19 protein-coding genes are annotated in these 17543 nt (G+C 67.1%); 6 read left to right on the top strand and 13 right to left on the bottom strand.

Going from position 1 to position 17543, the window contains the following annotated elements; all coding sequences use genetic code 11:
- Position 1: 1 nt before the first annotated feature.
- Together KVG96_RS12400 and KVG96_RS12395 are read left to right on the top strand one after the other, a co-directional pair.
- Positions 2-1105, top strand: a complete 1104-nt coding sequence (locus tag KVG96_RS12400) for an extracellular solute-binding protein (protein WP_217892333.1) — start codon at positions 2-4, stop codon at positions 1103-1105.
- Between the two features lie 23 nt (positions 1106-1128).
- A complete protein-coding gene (locus KVG96_RS12395; RefSeq protein ID WP_217892332.1) occupies positions 1129-2247 on the top strand; it encodes an agmatine deiminase family protein in 1119 nt (372 codons plus the stop codon).
- 6 nt (positions 2248-2253) lie between these two features.
- Here the strand turns inward: KVG96_RS12395 and KVG96_RS12390 are convergent, their stop codons facing one another.
- On the bottom strand, positions 2254-2916 hold the full coding sequence (locus KVG96_RS12390) for a glutathione S-transferase family protein (RefSeq protein ID WP_217892331.1): 663 nt from the start codon (positions 2914-2916) through the stop codon (positions 2254-2256).
- 45 nt (positions 2917-2961) lie between these two features.
- Positions 2962-3111, bottom strand: coding sequence for a hypothetical protein (locus KVG96_RS12385; protein WP_217892482.1), 150 nt, complete (start codon positions 3109-3111; stop codon positions 2962-2964).
- A gap of 139 nt (positions 3112-3250) precedes the next feature.
- Between KVG96_RS12385 and KVG96_RS12380 the strand changes: the two genes are divergently transcribed.
- Positions 3251-4861: a mechanosensitive ion channel family protein gene (locus tag KVG96_RS12380; protein WP_217892330.1), complete on the top strand. Its 1611-nt coding sequence runs from the start codon at positions 3251-3253 to the stop codon at positions 4859-4861.
- A 162-nt stretch (positions 4862-5023) separates the two neighbouring features.
- Here KVG96_RS12380 and KVG96_RS12375 read toward each other — a convergent pair whose 3' ends face one another.
- Entirely contained in the window at positions 5024-5518 is a 495-nt protein-coding gene (locus tag KVG96_RS12375) for a PaaI family thioesterase (protein WP_217892329.1), read from the bottom strand.
- Between the two features lie 298 nt (positions 5519-5816).
- Between KVG96_RS12375 and KVG96_RS12370 the strand changes: the two genes are divergently transcribed.
- Positions 5817-6752, top strand: coding sequence for a Ppx/GppA phosphatase family protein (locus KVG96_RS12370; protein ID WP_217892328.1), 936 nt, complete (start codon positions 5817-5819; stop codon positions 6750-6752).
- Between the two features lie 97 nt (positions 6753-6849).
- Positions 6850-7539: an alpha/beta hydrolase gene (locus KVG96_RS12365; RefSeq protein ID WP_217892327.1), complete on the top strand. Its 690-nt coding sequence runs from the start codon at positions 6850-6852 to the stop codon at positions 7537-7539.
- Between the two features lie 27 nt (positions 7540-7566).
- Here the strand turns inward: KVG96_RS12365 and KVG96_RS12360 are convergent, their stop codons facing one another.
- The 4 genes from KVG96_RS12360 to KVG96_RS12345 form a co-directional block, all read right to left on the bottom strand.
- Positions 7567-7980, bottom strand: a complete 414-nt coding sequence (locus tag KVG96_RS12360; protein ID WP_217892326.1) for a nuclear transport factor 2 family protein — start codon at positions 7978-7980, stop codon at positions 7567-7569.
- Positions 7970-8341, bottom strand: a complete 372-nt coding sequence (locus KVG96_RS12355) for a Rid family hydrolase (protein WP_217892325.1) — start codon at positions 8339-8341, stop codon at positions 7970-7972. The genes KVG96_RS12360 and KVG96_RS12355 overlap by 11 nt, the downstream gene beginning before the upstream one ends.
- Positions 8342-8403: 62 nt before the next feature.
- A complete protein-coding gene (gene gstA, locus KVG96_RS12350; protein ID WP_217892324.1) occupies positions 8404-9015 on the bottom strand; it encodes a glutathione transferase GstA in 612 nt (203 codons plus the stop codon).
- Between the two features lie 154 nt (positions 9016-9169).
- Complete coding sequence (locus tag KVG96_RS12345) at positions 9170-10096, bottom strand: LysR family transcriptional regulator (RefSeq protein ID WP_217892323.1); 927 nt, start codon at positions 10094-10096, stop codon at positions 9170-9172.
- A gap of 119 nt (positions 10097-10215) precedes the next feature.
- Here KVG96_RS12345 and KVG96_RS12340 point away from each other — a divergent pair, with 119 nt between their 5' ends.
- Positions 10216-11571 carry an MFS transporter gene (locus KVG96_RS12340; RefSeq protein WP_225927395.1) on the top strand — a complete coding sequence of 452 codons (1356 nt, stop codon included), beginning with the start codon at positions 10216-10218 and terminating at the stop codon, positions 11569-11571.
- Between the two features lie 142 nt (positions 11572-11713).
- On the opposite strand, the gene KVG96_RS12335 is transcribed toward KVG96_RS12340, so the two are convergent.
- The 6 genes from KVG96_RS12335 to KVG96_RS12310 form a co-directional block, all read right to left on the bottom strand.
- Positions 11714-12280, bottom strand: coding sequence for a UbiX family flavin prenyltransferase (locus KVG96_RS12335; RefSeq protein WP_217892321.1), 567 nt, complete (start codon positions 12278-12280; stop codon positions 11714-11716).
- Entirely contained in the window at positions 12273-13775 is a 1503-nt protein-coding gene (locus KVG96_RS12330) for a UbiD family decarboxylase (protein WP_217892320.1), read from the bottom strand. The genes KVG96_RS12335 and KVG96_RS12330 overlap by 8 nt, the downstream gene beginning before the upstream one ends.
- A gap of 63 nt (positions 13776-13838) precedes the next feature.
- Positions 13839-14261, bottom strand: a complete 423-nt coding sequence (locus tag KVG96_RS12325; protein ID WP_085582291.1) for a DoxX family protein — start codon at positions 14259-14261, stop codon at positions 13839-13841.
- A 15-nt stretch (positions 14262-14276) separates the two neighbouring features.
- Positions 14277-15311 carry a hydroxyacid dehydrogenase gene (locus tag KVG96_RS12320; protein ID WP_217892319.1) on the bottom strand — a complete coding sequence of 345 codons (1035 nt, stop codon included), beginning with the start codon at positions 15309-15311 and terminating at the stop codon, positions 14277-14279.
- A complete protein-coding gene (locus KVG96_RS12315) occupies positions 15308-16180 on the bottom strand; it encodes a TauD/TfdA dioxygenase family protein (RefSeq protein ID WP_217892318.1) in 873 nt (290 codons plus the stop codon). The genes KVG96_RS12320 and KVG96_RS12315 overlap by 4 nt, the downstream gene beginning before the upstream one ends.
- A gap of 26 nt (positions 16181-16206) precedes the next feature.
- Positions 16207-17499: an aminotransferase class I/II-fold pyridoxal phosphate-dependent enzyme gene (locus KVG96_RS12310; protein ID WP_217892317.1), complete on the bottom strand. Its 1293-nt coding sequence runs from the start codon at positions 17497-17499 to the stop codon at positions 16207-16209.
- Between the last annotated feature and the right edge of the window lie 44 nt (positions 17500-17543).

The following is a 17543-nucleotide window of genomic DNA, read 5'->3' as shown; positions in this document are numbered from 1 at the left end:
TATGCCTGCACTCAACCAGTGGTTGCCCGCCGCGCTGTGCCTGACACTGGCCGGCGCGCTGCCGGCGGCCCACGCCGAAGACAAGACCCTGCGCCTGTACAACTGGGCGGATTATTTCGCCGAAGACACCCTGGGCCGGTTCACCGCCGAGACCGGGATCGAGGTGATCTACGATGTGATGGACGGCAGCGAAACCCTGGAGGCCAAGATGCTGGCTGGCGGCAGCGGCTACGACCTGATCTTCCCCGGCGACACCGTGGCCGAGCGCCTGATGCGCGCCGGCAGCCTGCTGCCGCTGGACCCAATGAAAATCACCGCGTTGGGGGATGTCGAGCCGGGCCTGCAGAAACTGCGCAGCCGCTACGAGCATTCGAACAAGGCTACGGTGCCCTACACCTGGGGCACCATCGGCCTGACCTACAACGAGCAGCAGATCCGGCAGCGCATGCCCGATGCGCCGGTCAACAGCCTGGACATGCTGTTCAAGCCGGAGCTGGCCGGCAAGTTCGCCGATTGCGGGATCTCGATGATCGACTCGCCCGACGAAGTGCTGGCGGTGGTGCTCAATTACCTGGGCCGCGATCCGCGCAGCGCCAAGCGCGAAGACCTCGCGGCGGCCAGTGACCTGCTGCTCAAGCTGCGGCCGCACATCCGCAAGTTCCAGTCGCAGCCGGTGACCGACCTGGTCAACGGCAACCTGTGCCTGTCGCTGGGCTACAGCGGCGACATGACCCAGGCCCAGCGCACCGCCGACACCGCCGGCAAGGCCAACACCTTCCAGTACCGCGTGCCTCGCGAAGGCACCACGGTGTGGATGGACACCATGGCCATCCCGGTGGACGCCAAGCACCCGGAGTACGCCTACGCGTTCATCAACTTCGTGATGCGTCCGGAGAACATGGCCGCCATCAGCAATTTCACCGGCTACCCGACGTCCAACGCCAAGGCCCGGCCCGGTGTGGACGCGGCGATGCGCAACAACCCGGACATCTACCTCGACGACGCGACCTACGCCCGTTTGATCCCGGGCAAGGACATCCCCCAGGCCGACATGCGCGCCCGCATGCGCACCTGGACCAAATTCAAGACCGCCACCGCTCCGTAACTTCACTCATCAGGAACAGCCCCATGCCGACTCGTCGCGAGTTCATCAAACAGGTTTCCGTCGTCGCCGGTGCCGGCGTCGCCTTGGCCGGCCTCGGCCTGCCGTCGTCCTTCGTGCTGGCCGCCGCCGAGGGCCGCTGGTTCATGCCCGACGAAGGCGAGCGGCACGAACGGGCGTTCATCGCCTTCGGCGCCCAGGACGCGATCTGGGAAGACTTCACCGAGGACGTGCAAGAGGCCCTCGGCAGGATCGCCCGCACCATCGCCCGCTACGAGCCGCTGACGGTCTATTGCCGTCCGGGCGAACGCAGCCTGGCCGAGGAGTTCTGCGGCACCTCCAACGTCACGTACGTGACGGCGGCCCTGGACGACATCTGGATGCGCGACATCAGCGCCAACTTCGTCGTCGACGACAAGAACGGCCTGGGCGCCGTGGACTTCAACTTCAGCGGCTGGGGCAACAAGCAGCAGCACGCCAAGGACGCGAAGATCGCCCGGCGGGTCGCCGACGAGGCCCAGGCGACCTACATCCGCAGCGAACTGGTGGGCGAGGGCGGCGGCATCGAGGTGGACGGCCACGGCACCGCGATCATGACCGAGAGCTGCTGGGTCAACGCCAACCGCAACCCCGGCTGGAGCCGCGCCGAGGTCGAGGCGCAACTGAAGGCGCGCCTGGGGCTGCGCAAGATCATCTGGCTGCCGGGCATCAAGGGCAAGGACATCACCGATGCCCACGTCGATTTCTATGCGCGCTTCGTCAAGCCCGGTGTGGTGATCGCCAACCTCGACACCGACCCGCGGTCCTACGACCACACGGTCACCCTGGCGCACCTGGAGATCCTGAAGAAGGCCACCGATGCCGACGGCCGGCCGCTGCAGATCCACACCGTGTCGCCGCCGCTGAACCCGCGCAGCAGCAAGTTCAGCAAGGGCAACCCGGACTTCGCCGCCGGCTACATCAACTATTTCGTGATCAACGGCGCGGTCATCGCCCCGGAGTTCGGCGACAAGGCGGCCGACAAAAAGGCCCTGGACCTGCTCCGGCAGCTGTATCCGGAGCGTGAGGTGGTGCAGCTCAACATCGACGCCATCGCCGCCGGGGGCGGCGGCATCCACTGCGTGACCAGCCATCAGCCGGCCTGACCGGCCTCAGCGAAAGCGCGGGGGAATCGCCTCGGCGAACGGATAGAAGCCGAACCACGGTTTGGCTTCTTCAAGCACCTGGCGCACGGAGGGACGCTGCACCAGCCGCTCGAAGTAGTCGCCCAGCCGCCGGTGTTGCGCAGGGAACGCCACCAGCGTGCTGGCATAGAACAGCGCCGGGGCGGCGGCGCAGTCGGCCAGGCTGAAGTCCGGGCCGGCGACCCAGGCGCCGGGCGCCAGTTGCTTGTCGAGCATGCCGTACGCCGTGTTCAGCAGGCTGCGCTGGGCGCTCATGTCGCCATGGCGGGCCTGTATGCGGTCGCCGACGATCTGCTGCACGGGCGTCTGCACGTACTGATCGAAGAAACGGTCCCACAGGCGCACGTCAAGGGCCGCCTCCCAGCCGTCGGGAATCAGGCGCGGTCCTGTGGGGTGAACGTGATCCAGGTACTCGATGATCACGCTCGACTCCGGCACGTCGCGCTGGCGCTCGTGGTCGCGGATCACCGGAAACTTGGTCAGCGGCCACAGCGCCTGCAGCTCGGCGCGGTCGGCCTCGCTGGACAGGTCGATGATCCGCCTCTGGAACGCGGTGCCGTGCTCGTGGAGCGCGATCAGCACCTTGTGGCAGTACGACGACAACGGGTGGTAATAGAGGGTCAGGGGCATGGTCGGATTCCTTGAGGCCGCGGGCCGGTCCTGCCGTGCAACGGCTCATGACCGCCAGGTCGCGCCGCCGAAGATGTGCAGGGCACTGTCTTTGAAGGTGCCGGACAGGGTCGTGCCGGAGCGCCGCTTGGTCTGTTCGTCGACCGTGTAGAGCTGGCCCAGGTTGACTCCCGTGCCGCCATCGGTGGCGTTCAAACGGTCAAGTAAAGGTAGACGCTGCGGCCCGGTTGTCGAGCCGCGCCGTCGGCGGCGTGCCCGTCTGACAACCCCGCAGCCCTGGGCTACGCTGCGATCTGTATGGATGTCCTCACCCGGTGAACGAAGGAATCGACGCATGCGCAGCAGGTTGGCGGCCCTTTTGCTGGTGGTTTTCGCGCTGTCCTGGCCGGCGTCGCTGTGGGCCGGGGACAGCCTGAAGCCCGTCGGGGAGCGCGCCGATCTGACCGTGGCCAACCGCAGCGTCATGGTGTTCCGCGCCACCGTGCTGGGCGAGGCGCCGGCCGTCCGGGCCAAGCGGGCGAGGATGGTGATCGCCGAGGCGCTGGACGCGGCGGACGATCTGGCGGTGAGCGTCGAGGCGGTGCGCGACAGCTACCTGGTGCTGCTGGGCGACAAGCGTGCGTTCATCGTCGATCCGGGGGATGTCGACAGCCTGGAGTACGCCTCCGTCGAGCAGGCGGCGCAGGGGGCGGCGCTGACCTTGCGCCAGGTGGTGGCCGAGACGGGCGAGGCGCGCAACCTGCACCTGATGCTGCGTGCGGTCGGCGCGGCGGCCATCGCCACAGCGGTCTATCTGGCGCTGCTGTGGGGCGTGGCCTGGCTGCGTGGCCAGGTGCTCAAGCGCCTGCCCGACGTGATGGACCGGCACACCCGTGCGCTGAAGGTGGGCCGGGTGCAGGTGATCGAAAGCAATTTCCTCTACCCGCTGGTGATCCGCCTGTTCTGGCTGTTGCGCTGGCTGGTGCTGCTGTTGCTCACCTACGAGTGGCTGGGGTTCGTCCTGTCGCGTTTCCCCTACACCCGCCCTTGGGGCGAGAGTCTCAACCTTTACCTGGTCGAGGTGGCCGGCTATCTGTTCCAGGCCATCGTCGGCGCCATTCCGGGACTGGGCGTGGCCCTGGCGATCTTCTTCATCGCCCGGGGCGCCACCGCGTTCAGCCGCCGGGTGCTCAGACGCATGGCGGCGCCCGGCACCTTCAACTGGCTCAATGGCGAAACCCTGCAGCCGACCCAACGCCTGACGTCCCTGGCGATCTGGCTGTTCGCGCTGGCCATGGCCTACCCGTACCTGCCCGGCGCCGACACCGATGCGTTCAAGGGCCTGTCGGTATTGATCGGGCTGATGATTTCCCTGGGCGCCACCAGCGTGGTGGGGCAGGCGGCGGCCGGGCTGATCCTGACCTACACCCGCACCCTGCGCCCCGGCGAGTTCGTGCGCATCGGCGAATACGAAGGCACGGTGACGGAGCTCGGCATGTTCACCACCAGCATCCGCACCGGCCTGGGCGAGGTGCTGACGCTGCCCAATTCGATGATCACCGGCACGGTCACCAAGAACTATTCGCGCACCGTGCAGGGGCCGGGCTATGTGGTCGACACCGTAGTCACCATCGGCTACGACACGCCGTGGCGCCAGGTGGAAGCGATGCTGCTGGAGGCGGCCCGGCGCACGCCCGGGGTGCTGGAGAAACCGCCCGCGCAGGTGTTCCAGACGGCGCTGTCGGACTTCTACCCCGAATACCGCCTGGTGGCCCAGGCCATCCCCAGCGAACCCCGGCCCCGGGCGGTGCTGCTGAGCATGCTGCACGCCAACATCCAGGACGTGTTCAACGAATACGGCGTGCAGATCATGTCGCCGCATTACCTGGGCGATCCCGAAGAGCAAAAGCGCGTGCCGAAAGAGCAGTGGTACACCGCGCCGGCGCAGCCGCCGGAGGAGGGCTAGGCTCTGTGTGAAAAGCCTTGATACTCGGTGATGCTGCGTTGAAAACAGCCTCGGAATGCTCATTTACAACCCGTAAACTCCGCTTCCTCGGCTGTTTTCGCCTTGCCTGACCTTTGCCTCAAGACTTTTCACACAGGGCTAGCGCAGGCCGGCGCGGCGGGCTCAGCGGCCGTGGGCGGCGTCGGCCAACTGCCCGGTGTCCACCCGCACGAACACCGAATCGCCGACGGCGGTCAGGGTGTCCCCGGCGTAGACCTCGCAGATGACGCGGGTCTTGCGCCCGACGTCGCCGTCCACTCGGGCCTTGAGCGTCAGCGGCACGCCCATCGGCGTCGGTTTGATGAACTTGAGGCCCAGGTTGCCGGTGACGCAGTCGATGCGCGGCAGGCTGCCGGGTTCGCGCCGTTCGGCCCGGTAGTGGCAGGCCATGGCCGTCCAGTTCGAATGGCAGTCCACCAGCATCGCGAGCAGCCCGCCGTAGACCAGTTCCGGCCAGCCGCAGTACTTGGCCTCGGGCAGGTGCTCGGCCATGACGTGCACGCCGTCTTCGTGCCAGAAACTCTTGACGTGCAGCCCGTGGGGGTTGCGGCCGCCGCAGCCGTAGCAGACGCCTTCGGGTGCCGCGGTGTCTTGCAGTGAAATGCCGGGGGTGGACATGCCTCGATCTTCCTTAACGTGAGTGTCGAACCGGGCGATTCTAACCCTGAACCGCGCGCAAGGAAGATCCGCCGTCGCACAGGCGGCGAGGGCAGGCAAAAAAAAGCTGCCATGTCGGCAGCGAAGTGAAGAGCACGCGAGGTATTGGGTGCAGTATGGCGACCTGAAAATGACAGTGTCATGACAGGCATTCCCCGACCGGCAACCTGCCCGCGTCATCAGGCTGTCATCGATCCCCGGGCACACTGCGCGCAAACCGGTTTGCGCATCCCGCGCCGGGTGCCTGCAAGGATCCCCCATGAAAGAAGACGCCTCGCTGTTTGCCGCCATCGACCTGGGTTCGAATGCGTTTCGCATGATGATCGGGCAGTCGCTCCGGCACAGCCGGGGGTTCGTCATTCAGGAGGTCAAGACCCTGCGCGAGCCGGTGCGCCTGGCCGAGGGGTTCGACGGCGGCGCGCTGGACGAGATGGCCTTGGACCGCGGTTGGCAGGCCCTGGCCCGGTTCGGCAAGAAACTGCGCGGCTTCGAGGCCGGCCGGGTGCGGGCGGTGGCCACCAGCGCCGTGCGCGAGGCGGACAACGCGCCGCTGTTCCTGGCCAGCGCCGAGCGCCACCTGGGGTTCCCGATCGATGTCATCTCCGGGCACGAAGAGGCCCGGCTGGTGTATGCCGGCGTCGCGCACGCCATCCCTTGCGCCGAGGACATGCGCCTGGTGGTGGACATCGGCGGCGGTTCCACCGAACTGATCCTGGGGCAGGGCACCCGGCCCTTGCTGACCGAAAGCATCGCGGTCGGCAGCGGCACCCTGGGCGCCCGTTACTTCAGCGGGGGCGAGCTCTCGGCGGCGGCGCTGCTGGAGGCCGAGCGGGTGGCGATCCTGCAGTTCGAAAAGGTCGCCCGGCGCTACCGGGCCCAGGGTTGGCAGCAGACCATCGGCTCGTCGGGCACCGCCCGCATGCTGGCCAAGGTGCTCAAGGCCAACCGGCTCAACGACGACGGCCAGGGCGGCATCACCTACGGCGGCCTGCTGCGGCTGTCGCTGCGTCTGCTGGAGGTGAAGAACGTGCGCCAACTGAAGCTGGCCGGGCTGCAGCCCCACCGGCACGGCATCCTGCCCGGCGGGCTGGCAGTGATGCTGGCCGCCTTCAAGGTGTTCGGCATCGCGCGGATGATGCCGTCGGAACCCGGCTTGCGCCTGGGCGTGCTGCACGGCCTGATGTCCCGCCACTGACCGCGCAGGCGGTCATGGCCGGATCGGCGCAACGGCTCCATACTCCATCGGTTGTTGATCTTTCCGAAATCACGCGGGTGAAGAGAGGAGCACGACCATGGGCAACAAACCGACGATCATTCTGGTGCACGGGTTCTGGGGCGGCGCAGCGCACTGGGCCAAGGTCATCATCGAGCTGGCGCGCAAGGGCTACGGCGACATCCGCGCGGTGGAGATGCCGCTGACCTCGCTGGCCGACGACGCCGAGCGTACCCGCAAGATGATCGCGCAGCAAAGCGGGCCGGTGCTGCTGGTCGGGCATTCCTACGGCGGCGCGGTGATCACCGAGGCGGGCAACCAGCCGAATGTCGTCGGCCTGGTCTACATCGCCGCGTTCGCGCCGGATGCCGGCGAGAGCCCCGGCGGCCTGACCCAGCAGCACCTGCCCGCCGCCGCGCCGAACCTGGCGCCGGACAGCGACGGCTACCTGTGGCTCAAGGCCGACAAGTTCCACGAAAGCTTCTGCCAGGACCTGAGCGCCGAGGAAGGGCTGGTCATGGCCGTCACCCAGAAGGCGCCGGTGGCCAGCACCTTCGGCGATGCGATCAGCGTGCCGGCATGGCGCAGCAAGCCGTCCTGGTATCAGATTTCCAGCCAGGACCACATGATCCATCCGGACAACCAGGCGTTCATGTCGTCCCGGCTCGGGGCCAGGAAGGTCATCACGCTGGACGCCAGCCACGCTTCGCTGGCGTCCCGTGCCGCCGAGGTGGCCGCGCTGATCGACGAGGCGGCCAGCGCGGGTTGAGTGCAGACGGAATAAGGCCCCGGGCGGTCAGCCGGCCTCGGGGTCTTCGGCGACGGCCGGCGGGGTGAGGGGTGTCGCCTGGTAGACCAGCAGTTGCCACTGCTCGCCGGTCTTTTGCCACGCCGTGAGCGTGCGGTTGTGCAGGTGCTTTCTGACGCCGCACGAAGTCACCGTGGCGTCCAGTTCGCCGAACGCGATGGCCAGTTCGCCGACCCGGGTCACCTTGTCGATCTGGTGGGTGAGGGCGTGATAGACGAATTGCTTGGCGCGGCATTTGCCCAGGTAGCTCTTGAGGTCGTCGACGGCGCCGCTGGCGTGGATGTAGGTCAGGTCGGGGTGGAACAGGTGGCTGAAGATGTCCAGATGGCCGCCGAGCATGGCGGCGCTGCGCTGGGCTTCGCAGGTGCGGATCACCAGGTCGATCTGATCGTTATGCGCCATCGCCTGGTCTCCGTGCCGCCGTCACGATGATTTCGATGAGCAGTTTGCCGCCCAGGTCCACGCCGTAGCAGGCCCGCTGCGGCCAGTGCTGCGGATCCTCGCCGAGCCAGCGGGCCCAGAGCCCGTCGACGAGGGGCTTGTCGCGCATGTCCGCCAGCAGCACCTGGGCCGACAGCATCCGCGAAGGGTGCGATCCGAGTTGTTCGAGGTTGGCGCTCAGGGCCGCCAGTGCCTGTTCGGTCTGGCCGGCGATGTCCAGGGCGGTGTCCGGCGAGGTCGCCACGGTCCAGACGAGGTCGGCGTATGCGCTGGAACGGCTACGCCCTGCGTGGCCGCTTGGGACGCGTTCAATGTTGTGCATGGGAGCTTCATCCAGGTTGAAGGGGGCGGAAGCCGGCGTCGGCCGGCCTCCGTGGAGCGCGGTCAGACCGGTTGGGTGGCCTCTTCGGCGGCGATGGCGGCCTGCACGCTCGGGCGCGCTTCGATCCGGTTCATGAACGACGCCAGTTCGGTCCAGTTCTTGATGTCGATGTTGAAGAACGGCAGCCACTTGAGCACCGTGAACAGATAGGCGTCGGCCAGGCCGAAGGTGCCCAGCAGGTAGTCCTTGTTCACCAGCCCGCGGTTGAGGTAGTCCAGGCGCTTGAACAGTTTCTGGCGGAAGATTTCCTTGACCGGCTCCGGCAGGTCGCCATTGAACAGCGGGGCGCTGCCGCCGTGGATTTCCGAGGTGATGAAGTTCAGCAGCTCCTGCAGGCGGGTGCGCGCCCAGGTGCCGTTGGCCGGCGCCAGCGTGTTGCCGGGCACCAGGTCCGCCAGGTACTGGACGATCGCCGGGCCTTCGGTCAGTACTTCGCCGTTGTCCAGCACCAGGGCCGCGACGTAGCCCTTGGGGTTGATGTCACGGAAATCGCGGCCGTCGGCGGTGTCCTTGGTCTTGTTGTTGACCCGGATCAGCTCGAACGGCAGGCCCAGTTCGCGCAGCACGATGTGAGGCGACAGGGAGCAGGTCATCGGGGCAAAGTACAGTTTCATGGTATCTCCTCATAGGCGGGCAACGGCTGCCCGGGCGTGTGGCCGTTCCGGCTCCGGAGCGGCTGTGAACCTTGTTCCAGACATAGTGGTGGCATGTCATCGTTCGGTAAAATTACGATCCTATGCACCCATCATTAGGTGCCCTTATGGTCGCTCAGGCGACTTTCGCTTCCGTACTGCGAACCGTCATCGGGATGTGGCTGCCCAGGGTCGACTTGCGGATCTCGTTGAGGAACGCCTGGGCCGAAGGGGTGCGTTCGCCGGACGGCGAGCAGACCAGGCCGAACTCGCGGTAGATCGGCTTGCTCAGTTCGAAGACCCGCATGCCGCGGCGGTCCACCGGCAGGGTCGAGGCCGGCACGATGGAGATGCCCATGCCTTCGCTGATCAGCGCGAACGCGGTGGTCCAGTCGCGCACGCTGATCTTGATGTCCTTGAGCTTCAGGCCCTCGCGCTCGACCAGCGACTGGCCGTTGAGGTGACAGCCGCCGGTGGCGAGGATGAAGGGCTCGTCCACCAGATCCTTGAGCGCCACGGTGCTGGCCGAGGACCTGCGGGCCAGGTCGTGGGTCGCCGGCACGGCCGCCACCCAGGAGTCGCGCCCCAACAGCACCGCGCCGCGCGAAGGGCAGGGGTTCATCACCACGCCCAGGTCGACGCTGCTGGTGGCCAGCCACTGCTCGACCTCTTCGTCCGTGCCCTCCAGCGACACGATCTCGATGCCCGGGTGCAGCCGGCTGAAGCTCTGCAGCAACGGCGGCAGCAGGTTGGCGAACACGGAAGGGAAACTGGCCAGCTTGATCCGCCCCAAGTGGCAACCGCGCGAAGCGTCCACCAGGTTCTGGATCGACTCGAACTCGGCCAGCATGCGCCGGGCCCGGTCGATGATCTGCTGGCCGATGGCGGTGGCGCTGGTCTGCCGGCGGTCGCGCACGAACACCTTCACCCCCAGGGCCTCTTCCATTTGGGTCAGGGCCTGGCTGGCCCCGGACTGGGTGATGCCATACCGCTCGGCGGCGCGGGAAACGTTCTCGGCGTCGGCCACGGCGACCAGCAGGCGCCAATGCATCAGGTTCATCATTTCAGTAGCTCCTCTTATGTTCGGGTAATCGATTTCTAATTTTACGAAGGGTCTGCGCAGCCTCAGGATCGGTTCCCGAATACTCAGTGAGGTGTCGCAAAGTGCACAAAACCCGGTCAATGGAAGTGACGGTCGGCCCCGCCTCGGCAGTCCCTGTGCTGGTGAGCGTGGCCTTGAGTTCATTCATGGTTGCGTTGGATGTCACCGCGCTCAACGTGGCGCTGCCGAGCATCGGCCGTGACCTGGCGGCGGGCATGGACCGCCTGCAATGGATCGCCGGGGCGTACACCCTGGTGTTCGCCAGCCTGCTGCTGTCGGCCGGTGCGCTGAGCGACCGGCTGGGGGCTTGGCGCGTGTTCATGTCGGCGCTGCTGCTGTTCACGCTGTCGTCGGTGGCCTGCGGCCTGGCCCAAGGGGTGGCGGCGTTGATCGCCGCCCGTGCGGTGCAGGGCATCGGCGCGGCATTGATGCTGCCCAGTTCCATGGCCTTGCTGGTCGAGGCCTACCCGGATACGGGGCGGCGCGCCAAGGCGGTGGCCTTGTGGGGCGGGATCTCGGCCACTGCGCTGGTCGCCGGGCCCCTGTTGGGCGGCGCGCTGGTGGAACTGTTCGACTGGCGCTCGATCTTCTATCTGAACGTGCCGTTCTGCCTGATTGCGCTGGCGGGCTGCGCGATGCGTCCCAGCCGTCTGAGCGTGCAGCCGCGCTCGCTCGACTGGCCGGGGCAACTGCTGTCGGCGCTGGCGCTGGTGTCGCTGGTGTTCGCCCTGATCGAAGGGCCGGTGCTGGGCTGGCGCACCCGTTGGGTGGCCGGCGCGTTGCTGGTGGCGCTGGTGTCGGCCGTCGCCTTCATCGTGTCGCAGCAACGCCGGCCGGAACCGATGCTGCCGCTGAACCTGTTCGCGTCCCGGACGTTCTCCGCCGCCATCGGTGCGGGGTTCCTGCAGACCCTGGCCTACTACGGCAGCCTGTTCGCGCTGCCGTTTGCGTTGCAGGCCCAGGGCCGCACGCCGGTGGAGGTCGGCGTGGCGATGATCCCGATGACCGTCGCGACCGGCGTGATGGCCAGCCTGTCCGGGCGCCTGTCCAATGCCTTCGGCGCGCGCAGCGTCGGGGCGGCGGGGATGCTCTGCGGATCGCTCGGGGCGGCGTCGCTGGCGCTGTACGGGATGGACCGGATCGGCCTGGCGCTCGGGGGGCTGTTGATCGGCCTTGGCGGCGCGACCCTGCCGGTGATCGTCGGCGCTTGCCTGGCCAGTGTGCCCAGCGGCAAGGTCGGGGTCGGCTCCGGGGTGCTCAACGCCGCGCGCCAGTGCGGCGGCGTGACCGGCATCGCCCTGCTCGGGGCTACTCTGGACGGGCCGGGCCGGGCGGGCGCAGCCTTGTCGATCATCGCCCTGGCGTTTCTGGCGGCGGGGCTGCTGACGGTATTGCGCTTGTACACCGTGGAAGTCGACACGGTGAGTGAATGCTGACCGGCGAGCCGAGGCGCGCCGGAGAGTGTTGCAATGAAACAACGTCGCGTCGCCTGCCCCTAAGGTTTCAGGCAGGCGACGGCAACGTTGCGGGTAACGGGTCAGATTGTGAAAGAGCGTTCGGCACGGGCGACGCCGGGGATCAACCCCAGCGCCGCACCGTGCCGCTGTCCAGGCCGAGCAGATCGAGCATCCGGCCCACCGTGTGGTCGACCATCTCGTCGATGGACTGCGGACGGGCATAGAAGGCCGGCACCGGCGGCATCAGCACGCCGCCCATTTCGCAGACCTGGGCCATGCTGCGCAGGTGGCCCAGGTGCAGCGGCGTTTCGCGAACCATCAGCACCAACGGACGGCGTTCCTTGAGGGTCACGTCGGCGGCCCGGCTGAGCAGGCTGCCGGTGATGCCGCTGGCGATCTCCGACAGGCTCTTGACCGAACAGGGCGTCACCACCATGCCCAGGGTCTTGAACGAGCCGCTGGAGATCGACGCGCCGATGTCCGCCGGGTCGTGCACGACGCTGGCCAGGGCCTTGACGTCCGCCACTTTCAGGTCGGTCTCGTGGGCCAGGGTGACCTGGGCCGAGCGGGTCATGATCAGGTGGGTCTCGATCCCGAGCTCGCGCAGCAGCGTCAGCGTGCGTACACCATAGACCACGCCGCTGGCGCCGCTGATGCCCACCACGATGCGCCGTTGCCCGTTACTCATGGGCGTCCACCGTGGTGTCGAAGGCCGTGATCGCCGGCACCTCGCCCGGCAGGCCGAGCTCGCTCCAGCGTTCGCGCACGCGCTCGTAGACCGACGGGCGCAGCAGCGTGCGGGTCGGGAAGTTGCGGATGTCGCGGTAGTCCTTGCAGGCATTGATCAACGCCTTGGAGCCGAAGAAACGCTTGTGCGGCGGGTTCTGCGCCGGATCCAGCGGCGAGCCGCGGGTGTTGCGCAGGATGTCGATGTCGTCGCTGGGCGTGGCCCGGGTGGCCATGGCCCACAGCACCTGGTTCATGTCGGTGGGGTCGACGTCTTCGTCCACGGCCACGATCCACTTGGTGATGTACGCGCCGCCCGGCACCTGGCCGGCCAGCGCCAGGGCCTGGGCGGCGTGCCCGGCGTATTTCTGCTCCAGGCTGATGACAATCATGCCGAAAGCCCCGGCGGCGGCCGGCGGGCAGTACACGCCCTTGATCCCCTGGATGCCCAGCTTGTCCAGGTCGTTCCAGATCTTGGCTGAGCGGATCGTGGAGAAGAACGCGCTTTGCTCGTTGGAGGGGAAGTCGGCCATCAGCGCGTTGGTCAGGATCGGCCGGGTGCGGTAATGCAGGGCGGTCACCTCGATCAGCGGGCAGTCGATGTCCTTGTAGCCGTAGTAGCCGGTGAACTCGCCGAAAGGGCCTTCCTCACGGGTGGAGCCGGGGCGGATGACGCCTTCGATGACGATCTCCGCCGCGGCGGGAATCAGCAGGTCCGAGTGCCGGGCCTTCACCACTTCGATGGGCTTGCCCTTGATGCCGCCGGCGAAGTCGTACTCGGACATACCCGGCGGCAGCGATTGCGAACCCACCACCATCATCAGCGGGTCGATGCCCCAGGCAGCGGCGACAGGCAGCGCCTGGCCCTTGGCCCAGGCCTGGTGGATGTGGCGCAGCGCGTCCTTGCCCGGCGCCAGCGACAGGCCGACCTCGCGCGGGCCCTGGATCATCATCCGGTAGGTGCCCACGTTCAGGTAGCCGGACTCCAGGTCGCGGGTGAACACCGCGTCGGCGGTGCCGGCGTAGGCGCCGCCGTCCCTGGGCCAATGCTTGGGGATGGGCAGGCGGGTCAGGTCGATGTCGTTGCCGGTGAGGGTGTTCTGGTAGATCGGCGCTTGCTCCTGCGACACCTCCAGCGGGGCGATGCTGTGCCGCAGCTTGTCCTTGGTGCGCCGGATCAGTTCCATGGTCGGCGTGTGCGGCGGCTCTTCCAGGGTGATCGCGGTGCGCGCGACGCTGGGGCCGAAGATGTTCCACAAGTGGCGCAGGCCCAGGGGCGAGTCGGGCTGGTCGAACAGGACGGCGGGGGAGGCGGGTTGGCGGGCGACCAGGTAGGTGATGGCGCTCATTTCTTCGAGGGGGTCGACGGCTTGCGAGACGGTCTGCAGTTCGTCGATCCGCTCGGCGCGGGCCAGCCAGTCTCGAAGGTCGGCAACCGGTTCAATCAATTCTTTCATCATCAATGTCCGCAGGAACGGAAAAAAAGCGGCGGGCGGATCGCTCCGCCCGCCGCACCGGGATCAACGCTTGTCGATCGAGTACTTTCCAGGCCCCAGCAGGCAAAGGAAAAGGAAGCCGCCGGCGATGCTCACGTTCTTGAAGAAGTGCACGAAGAGCGTGTGGTGCGCCGTAGGGTCGGTGGCGTTCCAGAAGGCATGGCCGATGATCCCGGTGCCGATGGTGTAGACCACGAAGATCGCGGCGATCGGCCGGGTCCAGAAGCCGAACAGCAGCGCCAGGCCGCCGAAGAACTCGACGATGGTGGCCACGATGGCGGTGGTCTCCGGGATCGGCGCGTCCACCGACTTGAGGTAAGTCACGAAGCTGCCGTGGTCGGTGACGTAGGTGAAACCGAAGTAGCCGTAGAGGATCAGGATCATGATCCGGGCGATCAGGATCATGGCGTCGCGTTGGTCATCGAACAGCTGATAGCGTAAGTACATTCCATTGCTCACAAGTCAGATTGGGTAAGGGATGGTTTCGGCGGGGGCGCGCACGCCCTGCGGCGCGCTCCGGTCGAACACCTGCGGGTTCACCGCGTTCGCTGCGTTCGGCGCATCGCCGAACACGTCCAGCACATTGCCGGCCGCCAGTTTCGCCATGCGGCTGACCGCCTCGCGGGAGACCCCGGCCAGGTGCGGCGAACAGATCACGTTGGGAAGGCCCGGCAGGCCGCTGAGGTGAGCCGGCGGTTCGGGCAGGAACACGTCCAGGGCCGCCCCGGCGATGCGCTTCTCGGCCAGCAGGCCGTACAGCGCCTGCTCGTCGACGATGCCACCGCGGGCGGTGTTGACCAGGTACGCGTGCGGTTTCATCAGGGCCAGGCGCTGCGCCGACAGCAGACCGACCGTCTCGTCGGTCTTCGGGCAGTGCAGGCTGACGTAGTCGGCGCTGGCCAGTCCCGCCTCCAGCACCGGCACGGGCTCGGCCCCCACCGGCAGGGACTGCGGCGCCAGGTACGGGTCATAGACCTTGACCCGCATGCCCAGCGCCAGGCACAGCGCGGCGACCCGCGCACCGATCCGGCCGCAGCCGATCAGCAACACCTCACGGCCTTCCAGCTCGGTGGGCAGGTAGTCGTAGCGCTGGTGCCAGTCGCCGCTGCGCACCAGGCCGCACAGCGCCTCGGTGCGCTTGGCCAGGGCCAGCATGAAACCCAGCGTGTGCTCGGCCACGGCGCGGTGGTTGGCGTTGGCGCAGACCATCACCGGCACGCCGGCGGCGGTCATGACCGGCACGTCCACCGCGTCGAACCCGACGCCGATCCGCGAGACCACCTGCAGCCCCCGCGCCCGCTCGAGTTCGGCGGCGCCGAACCTGGTCAGGCCCAGGATCACGCCATGCACGGCATCGAAGCTTTCGAGCAGGGCCTGGAAGCGGCCCTGCTCGATGATGTTGTGGAACTCCACCACTTCGATGTCGTCGCGTTCGCGCAGCATGCGCTTGCCTTCGTCCCCCAGGATGTGGGCGACCAGTACGCGCTTCTTGCTCATGCGACGTGCTCCTGTCCGGCGTCACGGGCAAAGAACTCGCCGTCGTTGACGCCGATGCGGTACATCACCCGCTCGGCCTCCCGCGGCAGCTCCGTGGCGCAGTGCCACACCGAGCGGTTGTCCCAGATCAGCAGGTCGTTGGGCTCCCACCGGTAGTGGAAGATCCGTTCCGGCGTCAGGGCGAACGCGGTCAGCTCGTCGAGCAGCGCGCGGCTTTGCTCCTGCGCATAGCCGCTGATGCGCGTGGTGTAGCCGGGGTTGACGTACAGGCTTTCGCGGCCGGTGCGCGGGTGCACCGCGACGGTCGGGTGGGTGCTGGCCGGGAAGTGTTGCTCCAGGCGGCTGAAGATCTCCTGGATCGACTCACCGACATCGTCTTCCTTGACCTTGTAGGTCCAGCGCACGTCATGCACGGCCTGACGGTTGCGCACCCGCTCGTACAGCTCACGCGGCAGGTCGTCGTAGACCGACTGCATGTCGACGAACAGGGTGTCGCCGCCGGTCTCGGGCAGTTGCCGGGCGTGCAGCATGGTCAACGGCAACGGCTCGGCCAGGTAGCTGGAGTCGCTGTGCCACATGTTGCCCAGCTTGCGCGCACCGACGGCACCCGCGCCGTTGCGGTTGTTGATCACCAGGATGTTCGGGTAGGCCGGGTCGTGGTAACTCTTGAGCTTGAACTGTTCGAGCTCACCGAAACACGCCGCGAACTGCTGATAGCCCTCACGGGTCAGCGCCTGGTTTTTCACCGCGACCACTTTGCGTTCATAGACCAGTTCCTGCAGGGCGCGAATTTCGCCCAGGGAGGCCGTGTTGATATCGAAGTCCGTCACTGCCGTGACGAAACTGTCTGCCAGATCCGTTCGCTTCACGTTGGTTTCTCCTGCGGCGACGTCGGTCAAACGGCCAGTGCGGCCGGTTGACGGCCGGCGGCCGCGGTGTCCACGTTCGATTCGCTGCTCTTGAGCATCAGGCTCAGGTCGAGGATGTCGGACGGGTTGTGCGCCGAGGTGACCGACATGCGCAGCGCCGCCTGACCGCGCGGAACGGTCGGGAAGAACACCACGGAGGTGTAGTGGCCCTGTTGCAGCAGGTACTCGCCCTTGGCGATGGCTTCCTGTTCGTTGCCGATGCGCACGATCCGGATCGGCAGTTCGCTGCCGCTGGTTTCGGTCGGGATCAGGTGGTCGAACAGCTTCATGTTGTTGCGCAGCGCATGCTGCAGCTTGTGCAGTTCCGGCGTGGCGTGGATCTCGGCCGATGCCAGCGCGGCACCCACCGCCGCCATGTTCGGCGCGCAGGAGAAGCCGTAGGTCGGCGCGTAGCGGCGGATCGAGTTTTCGATGTCGCGGGTGCCCAGCATCAGCAGGCCGCCCGCCGCGCCGTAGCCTTTGCCCAGGGAGGCGGCGACGATGGTGTTGCCGTCCAGCCCGTCCAGCTGCGAACGGACGAAGCCTTCGCCGTGATGGCCGACCACCGAGATCCCGTGGGCGTCGTCCAGGTAGACGAACAGGCCGTACTTGTCTTGCAGGGCGCGCAGTTCGCGCACCGGCGCCGCGCCGCCCATCGAGTAGGCGCCGTCGCCGACATAGGCGACCTTGCGGCCGCTCTGGCACAGGCGCTCCAGGTGTTCGAGGTCGTTGTGCTCGATGACGATCACGTCGGTTTCCTCGCGCAGCACCGGAATGTGGTACTGCAGGGTCACGTGGGCGAAGCGGTCGAAGGCGATCAGCGGTTTCTCGCCGCCGGTGAACAGGCCGGCGGCCAGCAGGGGCAGGGCGCCCATGTTGGCGGCGGCCACCGTCGGGAAGACCACCACGCCGTTGACGTCGAACAGCTTGGCCAGCGTGTGCTCCAGGCGAGCCAGCGGCTCGGCGGAGAGACGGGTGCGGGCCACGGAGAAGTGCACCGAAGGCACTTCGTCCATCGACGCCTTGGCGGCGGCGAGCACTTTGGGATGGGCGTCCAGGTTGAGGTAGCCGCAGCGGGTGTAGTCGATCACTTCCTTGCCGCTGGTGGCGATTTCGATGCGGCGGTTGTCAAGCACGCGGCAGGAAACCCCCATCAGGCCTTTTTCGTACGCAGCGTCGAAATGCGGGCGACTGATTTCGGCCATTCGGGAGGCATTGCGCGCTTTCAGTTGTGGAGCTTTTTCGTCCGGGCTGTTGTTGATTTCAACTGTCTTGTTCACGGCGATCTCATCCTATGAGTGGGCGTTTTCAGGCCGTTGTGGCC

This window comes from Pseudomonas ekonensis (assembly GCF_019145435.1).
Classification (GTDB): Bacteria; Pseudomonadota; Gammaproteobacteria; order Pseudomonadales; family Pseudomonadaceae; genus Aquipseudomonas; species Aquipseudomonas ekonensis.
Note: the sequence above shows the minus strand (reverse complement) of the source record. Positions and strands in the feature narration are given on the sequence as shown.

Bases quoted from the DNA above. Each gene is read 5' to 3' on its own strand.
- KVG96_RS12400 (WP_217892333.1), top strand. From the start codon at position 2: ATGCCTGCACTCAACCAGTGGTTGCCCGCCGCGCTGTGCCTGACACTG.
- KVG96_RS12395 (WP_217892332.1), top strand. From the start codon at position 1,129: ATGCCGACTCGTCGCGAGTTCATCAAACAGGTTTCCGTCGTCGCCGGT.
- KVG96_RS12390 (WP_217892331.1), bottom strand. From the start codon at position 2,916: ATGCCCCTGACCCTCTATTACCACCCGTTGTCGTCGTACTGCCACAAG.
- KVG96_RS12380 (WP_217892330.1), top strand. From the start codon at position 3,251: ATGCGCAGCAGGTTGGCGGCCCTTTTGCTGGTGGTTTTCGCGCTGTCC.
- KVG96_RS12375 (WP_217892329.1), bottom strand. From the start codon at position 5,518: ATGTCCACCCCCGGCATTTCACTGCAAGACACCGCGGCACCCGAAGGC.
- KVG96_RS12370 (WP_217892328.1), top strand. From the start codon at position 5,817: ATGAAAGAAGACGCCTCGCTGTTTGCCGCCATCGACCTGGGTTCGAAT.
- KVG96_RS12365 (WP_217892327.1), top strand. From the start codon at position 6,850: ATGGGCAACAAACCGACGATCATTCTGGTGCACGGGTTCTGGGGCGGC.
- KVG96_RS12360 (WP_217892326.1), bottom strand. From the start codon at position 7,980: ATGGCGCATAACGATCAGATCGACCTGGTGATCCGCACCTGCGAAGCC.
- KVG96_RS12355 (WP_217892325.1), bottom strand. From the start codon at position 8,341: ATGCACAACATTGAACGCGTCCCAAGCGGCCACGCAGGGCGTAGCCGT.
- gstA (WP_217892324.1), bottom strand. From the start codon at position 9,015: ATGAAACTGTACTTTGCCCCGATGACCTGCTCCCTGTCGCCTCACATC.
- KVG96_RS12345 (WP_217892323.1), bottom strand. From the start codon at position 10,096: ATGATGAACCTGATGCATTGGCGCCTGCTGGTCGCCGTGGCCGACGCC.
- KVG96_RS12340 (WP_225927395.1), top strand. From the start codon at position 10,216: ATGGAAGTGACGGTCGGCCCCGCCTCGGCAGTCCCTGTGCTGGTGAGC.
- KVG96_RS12335 (WP_217892321.1), bottom strand. From the start codon at position 12,280: ATGAGTAACGGGCAACGGCGCATCGTGGTGGGCATCAGCGGCGCCAGC.
- KVG96_RS12330 (WP_217892320.1), bottom strand. From the start codon at position 13,775: ATGAAAGAATTGATTGAACCGGTTGCCGACCTTCGAGACTGGCTGGCC.
- KVG96_RS12325 (WP_085582291.1), bottom strand. From the start codon at position 14,261: ATGTACTTACGCTATCAGCTGTTCGATGACCAACGCGACGCCATGATC.
- KVG96_RS12320 (WP_217892319.1), bottom strand. From the start codon at position 15,311: ATGAGCAAGAAGCGCGTACTGGTCGCCCACATCCTGGGGGACGAAGGC.